At 57.5% G+C, this 6,846-nt stretch carries 6 protein-coding genes; 4 read left to right on the top strand and 2 right to left on the bottom strand.

The window, feature by feature from the left end:
- Both FHY04_RS22355 and FHY04_RS21730 read left to right on the top strand, forming a co-directional pair.
- Positions 1–307: hypothetical protein (locus FHY04_RS22355; protein WP_221211935.1), on the top strand; the 307-nt coding region annotated here is incomplete at its 5' end.
- 151 nt (positions 308–458) lie between these two features.
- Positions 459–2,306 carry a PAS domain-containing sensor histidine kinase gene (locus tag FHY04_RS21730; protein ID WP_199861024.1) on the top strand — a complete coding sequence of 616 codons (1,848 nt, stop codon included), beginning with the start codon at positions 459–461 and terminating at the stop codon, positions 2,304–2,306.
- A gap of 418 nt (positions 2,307–2,724) precedes the next feature.
- Here the strand turns inward: FHY04_RS21730 and FHY04_RS21725 are convergent, their stop codons facing one another.
- Positions 2,725–3,399 (bottom strand): hypothetical protein, encoded by a 675-nt coding sequence (locus FHY04_RS21725; protein WP_267904518.1) that lies wholly within the window; start codon positions 3,397–3,399, stop codon positions 2,725–2,727.
- Positions 3,400–3,618: 219 nt separating this feature from the next.
- Here FHY04_RS21725 and FHY04_RS21720 point away from each other — a divergent pair, with 219 nt between their 5' ends.
- Positions 3,619–4,329 (top strand): Crp/Fnr family transcriptional regulator, encoded by a 711-nt coding sequence (locus FHY04_RS21720; protein WP_183937910.1) that lies wholly within the window; start codon positions 3,619–3,621, stop codon positions 4,327–4,329.
- 317 nt (positions 4,330–4,646) lie between these two features.
- Complete coding sequence (locus tag FHY04_RS21715; RefSeq protein WP_183937908.1) at positions 4,647–4,823, top strand: hypothetical protein; 177 nt, start codon at positions 4,647–4,649, stop codon at positions 4,821–4,823.
- Positions 4,824–5,240: 417 nt separating this feature from the next.
- Here the strand turns inward: FHY04_RS21715 and FHY04_RS21710 are convergent, their stop codons facing one another.
- Positions 5,241–6,836: an MFS transporter gene (locus FHY04_RS21710; RefSeq protein ID WP_234422829.1), complete on the bottom strand. Its 1,596-nt coding sequence runs from the start codon at positions 6,834–6,836 to the stop codon at positions 5,241–5,243.
- Positions 6,837–6,846 lie beyond the last annotated feature (10 nt).

Here is a 6,846-nt window from a genome sequence, read left to right as displayed (position 1 = left end):
CGTTGTCGTCCATGGCGGCGTGATCGACCCGGCTATGCCCGGAGATCAAGGCGGCTACGCCGCTGAAGCTACACCACGCGGTGGGACACGATCGCGCGTGATCGATTGTTTCGATCAATGGGGCAGCGCATGTGCGGCAGTCATGACCCCGGCAACGCCGCAAAAAGGTGATGGAGTCGAGACGATGTCACAACCGTCCGCGGCTGTTTCAGCAGGTTGTAACACCATGCTGGCAGCCGTCGAAGAAGCGCTAGGCGTGCGCCGAAGACGTCTCTATCATAACGCAATGGAAGCGTGGGCGAGGTAAGTCGTTGCAATTCGATGTGTTGATGGGCGGCGGGCGTATGGGCGCGGCAATGCGAGCATACGACTGGGCCGCTTCGGCGCTTGGACGTCCAGATGATTGGCCTCAACCGCTGAAAACGCTTGTAGGTGTCCTTCTCGCTGCGGATCAACCGATGTTTATCGGCTGGGGTGCCAATCATATTCTGCTCTACAACGACGGCTACGCCCCGATGCTGGCAGATCGGCACCCCGACGCTCTCGGATGCCCATTCTTCGACGTTTGGCCCGAGGTACAGGAGGAGCTGACGCCGCTGTTCGATGCGGTTGCGAGAGGTGAGCCCGTCCATATGGCTGATCTGTCGCTTGAGCTTGATCGGCCAGGCCGACCCCGGGAGGCGCATTTCGCATTCAGCTACACGCCCGTCCGTGGCGAACCAGGTGACGTAGAGGGGCTGTTCTGCGCCTGCACTGAAACGACGGAGCGGGTGATTGCCGATCGGGAGGCATCGGCCGCACGTGATCGACTGTTCGAGATGACACGCGACCTTTTCGGCGTTGCGACTTTCGACGGGTATCTAAAGACGATCAATCCCGCGTGGGCGGCTGTGCTCGATCGATCGCATGAAGAGCTGACTAGTCGTCCCTTCGCCGAAATCATCCATCCCGACGACCTCGCAACAACGGCGGATGTGGTCGAAACCCTGATGCAAGGCGAGTTGGTTCACCAATTCTATGTTCGTCTGTTGAAGGCGGACGGCACGCCGGTCGCCTTTGCCTGGTCTGCCGTTCCCGACGCCGATCCAGCGAGCGGCATCTTCTACACGGTCGGCCGTGACATAACGGAGGAACAGAACCGGGAGGAGATGCTGCGGCAGAGCCAAAAGATGGAGGCGGTAGGTCAACTCACGGGCGGCCTGGCTCACGACTTCAACAACCTGCTCACGGGAATGATGGGCAATCTGGAACTGCTCCAGATGCGGTTGGCGCGTGGGCGTACGGATGACCTCGATCGCTTCATTTCGGCAGCGCAAGGTGCTGGCCGTCGCGCTGCCTCGTTGACTCAGAGATTGCTGGCCTTCTCACGGCGTCAGACGCTCGATCCCAAGCCTACGGACGTGTCCCGCCTCATTCGCGGCATGGACGAATTGCTACACCGCACGGTTGGGCCGGAAACCATCGTGGATATCGTCGACACGGTGGATCTCTGGCCGGCCATGATTGACGGAACACAGTTGGAAAGCGCCTTGCTCAACCTGTGCATCAATGCGCGCGACGCCATGCCGGGGGGCGGGCGCATTACCATCGAGGGGGGCAACAAGCGCCTCGATCAACGTGCGGCGCTTCTGCACGATATGGACCCTGGCGAGTACCTATCGATCTGCGTCACTGACTCCGGCACTGGAATGGAACCGCAAGTCATCGCCCGTGCATTCGAACCATTCTACACGACCAAGCCAATCGGGCAGGGTACGGGTCTTGGCCTCTCGATGGTGTACGGTTTTGCCCGTCAGTCGGGGGGACAGGTCCGGATATATTCCGAACTTGGCATGGGCACGACCATCTGCATTTACCTGCCCAGGTATGATGGCGACGCTCCGCATGACGCTGTTGACGACGCTTCTTCAAAGGAGATCAAGGGCAGCGGCGAGACTGTTCTCGTAGTCGATGACGAGGCGACCATCAGGCACTTGATCGACGAGGTGCTGGACGAGCAGGGGTACACCGTGATCGGCGCCGGCGACGGCGCAGCCGGGATCAAGGTTCTGCAATCGGGTGCCAGGATCGACTTGCTCATCACGGATGTTGGCTTGCCCAATGGGATGAATGGCCGACAGGTGGCCGATGCCGCCAGAGCGCTGCGGCCCAGCCTGAGGGTGCTGTTTATTACCGGCTACGCCGAAAACGCGGCGGTCGGGAACGGGCACTTGGAGCCGGGCATGGAGTTACTGACCAAGCCCTTTACGATCGAAGCCCTGTGCATGAAGGTAGCGGACATACTGAGGCAACCGTTGTCCAGTTAACTTCAGCTCAGTGCACGATGCTATTCCGTACCCCTGTGCGCAGCAACGCTGCGGTTCAAGCTACTTGCGCCCGGCCGGATGCTAAATCTCTAGTCCGCATGGCATGCTGTTGAGCGTACGTTGCTATAACCGCTACACTGTAGCCTGCGAACCACGCTTGGCATGCTTCGTAATTTTGGGTGGGCCACGGGCAGTCCAACGGTGTCTTTCCTGCTTTCCCCGCCTGTATGCCTTGTGTGTGAGCTATCGCGGTCAGATGAAGGCTTTCGCGCATTGCGTATCGATGGCCCTTTTTGCCAACGATTTCAATGCCTCCGCGATTATCTCAGCGCTGGTACAGAAGCAAAACCGGATTGCAGCGCCCTCTGATCAGTCTCGACGAGAAAGAACGTCAGGTGCGGCGCGCCAACGAGTTTTCTTACAGTCTGTCGCCGGTTTCGGTAAACCTGACAAGCACAACTGCTATAGCTGGAATAACCCCAAGCCCCGGTGATTTCCGCATTGGTGCGTTCGGTGACTTGGCGGCCTTTTTCACGCCAGTGCGCAGAATATCCATTATCATGTCGGGCCTGGCGCTCAGTGCGGCCCGGCGTTCCCGGATCGGCGCGACGATCGTTTGAAGAATGGCAGTCAGCCAGCGCTTCAGCGCCATGTCCCCCAACCCTCCACGGAGATAATGCGCTTTCAACTCGGCTACCGCTTCCACGTCGGCGTCGAAGGCATCGAGGTAAGTGAACACCACGTTGCCCTTCACCTGTCCTGGATCGGTCGCACGCAGATGGTTCGGATCGGTATACATGTGCTGCACCGCCGCCTCGATCTCGGCGTCGCTCGCTGACAGCGGGATCGCGTTACCCTGCGACTTGCTCATCTTCGCCTTGCCGTCGATGCCAGGCAATCGTCCCATTGCCGGGATCAGCGCCCGGGCCTTGGGTAACAGAGCGTGTCCGATCTGGCCGTTGAGGCGACGGACCAATTTGTTGGTCTGCTCGATGATCGGCGCTTGATCCTCGCCGACGGGAACCACGGTTGCCTTGAAGGCCGTTATGTCAGCGGCCTGTGCTGCCGGGTAGCAAAGGAAGCCGGCGGGAATGTCGCGGCCGAAGCCCCGAGCCTCGCGACCAGGATCGTCGGCGATCTCGTGATGGTTGATGATCGAGAAAGGTCACGCCTTCCCCGGGAACCGAGTTTCGGGAATGGCGAGGTTTGGGTGAAAGCGGACCTTCCGCCTTTGGGTCCGATCCGATGAAAGCGGCAGACAAGTTTTATTGCTGAATTGATTGTGCTAACATGGATCATGTTAGAGGGCCTGATGAATCCATTGATTGCTAAATTCCAAATGGGCGCCATGCTGTCGGCTGACGATCACCAATCCCTGTATGCAGTTTGCGAAATCAAGCAGACTGTGAACAGGAGTATGGATGTTGTGCGCGAAGGCGACAGCCCCGCGCACGTCTATATAGTACTTGATGGATGGGCCGCTCGCTACAAAGTCCTGCCTGACGGCTCCCGGCAGATCACGGCGTTTTTGCTTCCAGGCGATTTCTGCAACGGCGAGATTACAGTCTTTAAAAAGATGGATCACAGTGTAGTCGCGCTCACTCCCTTGACGGTTGCTCTGGCAAGTCCCGATACTTTGATTGCCATGATACGTGATCAGCCGGAACTGGCTCAAGCGTTCCGGCGGGCTGCCTTAGTTGATGAGGCCGTACTTCGAGCTTGGGTCGTGAATCTAGGGCGCCGTGATGCCTACGCGCGGGTTGCTCATCAGGCATGTGAGCTTCACGCTCGCATGTCCCACTTGAGTTTGCTTAAAAAAGACGAGTTCGATTTACCGCTGACGCAGGAGCAACTTGGTGACGCTCTTGGCCTGACTGCCGTGCATGTGAACCGCATACTCAAAAGACTACGGGACGAAGGTCTGATGCAACTTCAAAATCGCACACTAACGCTTCTTGATGCGAAGCGATTAGGGGAGGTAGCTGGATTTAATCCTGACTACCTGCATACTGGAACAGCCTGAGTATCGACGATAGACAAAGCACATCAATTTCAAATAGTTACAAGCACATTTGAATTCGATAGGCTGCTGGGTTATGCTTCCTATTGTCGATTGCGCACCAAGTGACAGCGCGGATAGATTCTAGCCTAAGGGAGGACAACAAATGTCCGATCCGTCGGAAATACCGATCGAGGTGATACGATCTCGTTTAATAGAAGCTCTCCACGATTTAGATCAGCATGGTTTGGATTTAGTAGCAGTATATGTCGATACTGCTCTCACGCAATTGAACATAAAATACCCTCCGCCAGCATTCCTACAATAGGATTGAGAGAAAAATGTCTGATGACAACGATCCGGAGTTCTACATCAACCGCGAAAAGCAAGAACGAAAATTAGCAGATACATCGACCGATCGAGCCGTTGCTGCCATTCATCGTGAGCTGGCCGATCGATATGCAGAAAAAGTCGCTGAAACCCATAAGGGAAACGGCGGAGCCCCGCTTGCACGCTAACCTCAAATAAGGCCAATTACCTAACCGCCAGCAATGCTGCATGCCTTATGTATCAATTTTGATACACCGTGCCCGTGAAACAGATTTCGTTCCCAGGTGACAGCTTAGATCGGCTCGTCACAGCTACGTGCCCCATATCGAGCGTTTGTGGAGGCGCTTCCGAAATCGAAGATCAGCTGACAGGCTGCTGTTCATGGCAAATGCGGTTGGTAGGGGTTGTGACACCCTCTCGATGCCATTGCCATTCCGCAGGTTCGCGGGGTCAGAACCCTGCTTCAGAATGCCCCCACCAGATTGAATCTAATGTCGCTTGCAGGGTGAACGACTCAATCCAGCTTTCCCAAAAACGAAGCCTATGCGCTGGGCACCGGAGAGCGGACTTTTTCGACATCGGAGCTAGCCCAAGTTAATCGAAGACTAAGTGGTCCTCGGTTCGGAGCCCTGCCCGAACGGCCCGCTGTCGGCGTCCAGGTCGCGCAGATCAGTTCCGCGGGTCTCACGACCAAACCGGGCGATCAGTGCCAGCGCAAGAGCGGTCGGCAGCATAATCGCGATGGCCGCCGAGCCCATGCTCGGCACGAGTGCCGCGATAGCAAGCCCTTGGGCGCCAACTCCCCCGGCCTTGGTGCAAGCTGCTACCCATCCGGTCGCGCGGCCACGTACATTCAGCGGGAAGCTTTCAGCCGCATAGGGCAGCAATGTCGCGAGAATGCCGTTCGATCCCACAATAAGCAATGATACCGGCAGCACCGGATTGCCATGCCCCGCCAACTCCAAACGAAGCACGAGGCCAAGCCCCAGCATCGTGATCGCGATCATCGTCACGAGCGACCATTTGGTGCTCCATCGACTATAAAGAAACGCGCAAAGGAAGACCGTGGGAAACGAGATCAGCGCCGACTTTGCCAGCAGCGTGCTTGCGACAGTAACCGTGTAACCCTTTTCTTGGAGATCACCTGGCAACCATAGAAGAAGCCCAAAATTGATCAGCCCCCAACAAAATGCTGCCAGGCTCAACGCCGCAAGCTTGCCCCATAAGTGGAATCCAGTGAGCGCCAAGGGAGGCGAACGGTACGGCCGCGACGGAGCGGTGACCTTACGCGCCGTTGCCCCGAACCGCTGCATGACTTTCTCAGCTTCCGCTATTCGTCCGCGTGCGATCAGGAACTTCGCAGATTCGGGAATAAAATTGCCGAGCACAATCAGTAGCAAGCCAGTCGGCAGGTTTAAAAGGAATAAGATGCGCCAACCGAACGTGCCTTGCCAGAGAGCAGATGCTCCGCTTGCCGCGAAGTAGCCGCCAACCGCGCCCAGACCGCCAACCAGCACCAAGGCCCACCCCCGGTGACGAGACGGCATCATCTCGGCGAGCAGGGCATACGTGACCGGCAGCATGCCTCCAGCCGCTGCCCCCATCATGAAGCACATGGCGATATTCCAGGCGAGACTTGGCATCGCGCCGCAGATCGCGGTGCCCACAAAGAACACGGCCGAGAGCAAAATGGTCGCCTTGCGCCCGTAAATGTCAGCCAGGAATCCCCATACCACCGAGCCGACTACCGTTCCAACAAGGGCAAAGAAGGCGACGAGAGACGCTGTCGATTTCGATACGCCATACTCGCTAGTCATGCCGGGGATCGCGAACCCGAGCGCAGCGGGCTTCATTACGTCTACAACCAGCGCGACCACGAGGACGGCCATAAGACCGAAGTGAGCTGCGCTCAGTTGGGCGTCCTCAGGTGCGGCGACAACGATGTTGGCGGTGGACGTGCGGTGCTCGCTTAAGTTTCGTGGCAAGAGTCCATAGGCTGCCACGAAAAGGCCACCCACAATGAGAACCATGACGACGACCATTGATTTCGTCATAGGCATACCCGCCAAATGATAGTGCATTTGTTGCGCCATCGAGAACATCGGCAGGTGTGTGCCAACGCCTGCTGTGACCGCCAAACAGCCAAGCACGAACGCCCAGATCGCTTGCCGATCAGAAAGGGCGCTTCCCATGGTGTTCATCGCGGTTCCC

Source organism: Sphingomonas sp. BK481 (assembly GCF_014194875.1).
GTDB classification, from domain to species: domain Bacteria; phylum Pseudomonadota; class Alphaproteobacteria; order Sphingomonadales; family Sphingomonadaceae; genus Sphingomonas; species Sphingomonas aerolata.
Note: the sequence above shows the minus strand (reverse complement) of the source record. Positions and strands in the feature narration are given on the sequence as shown.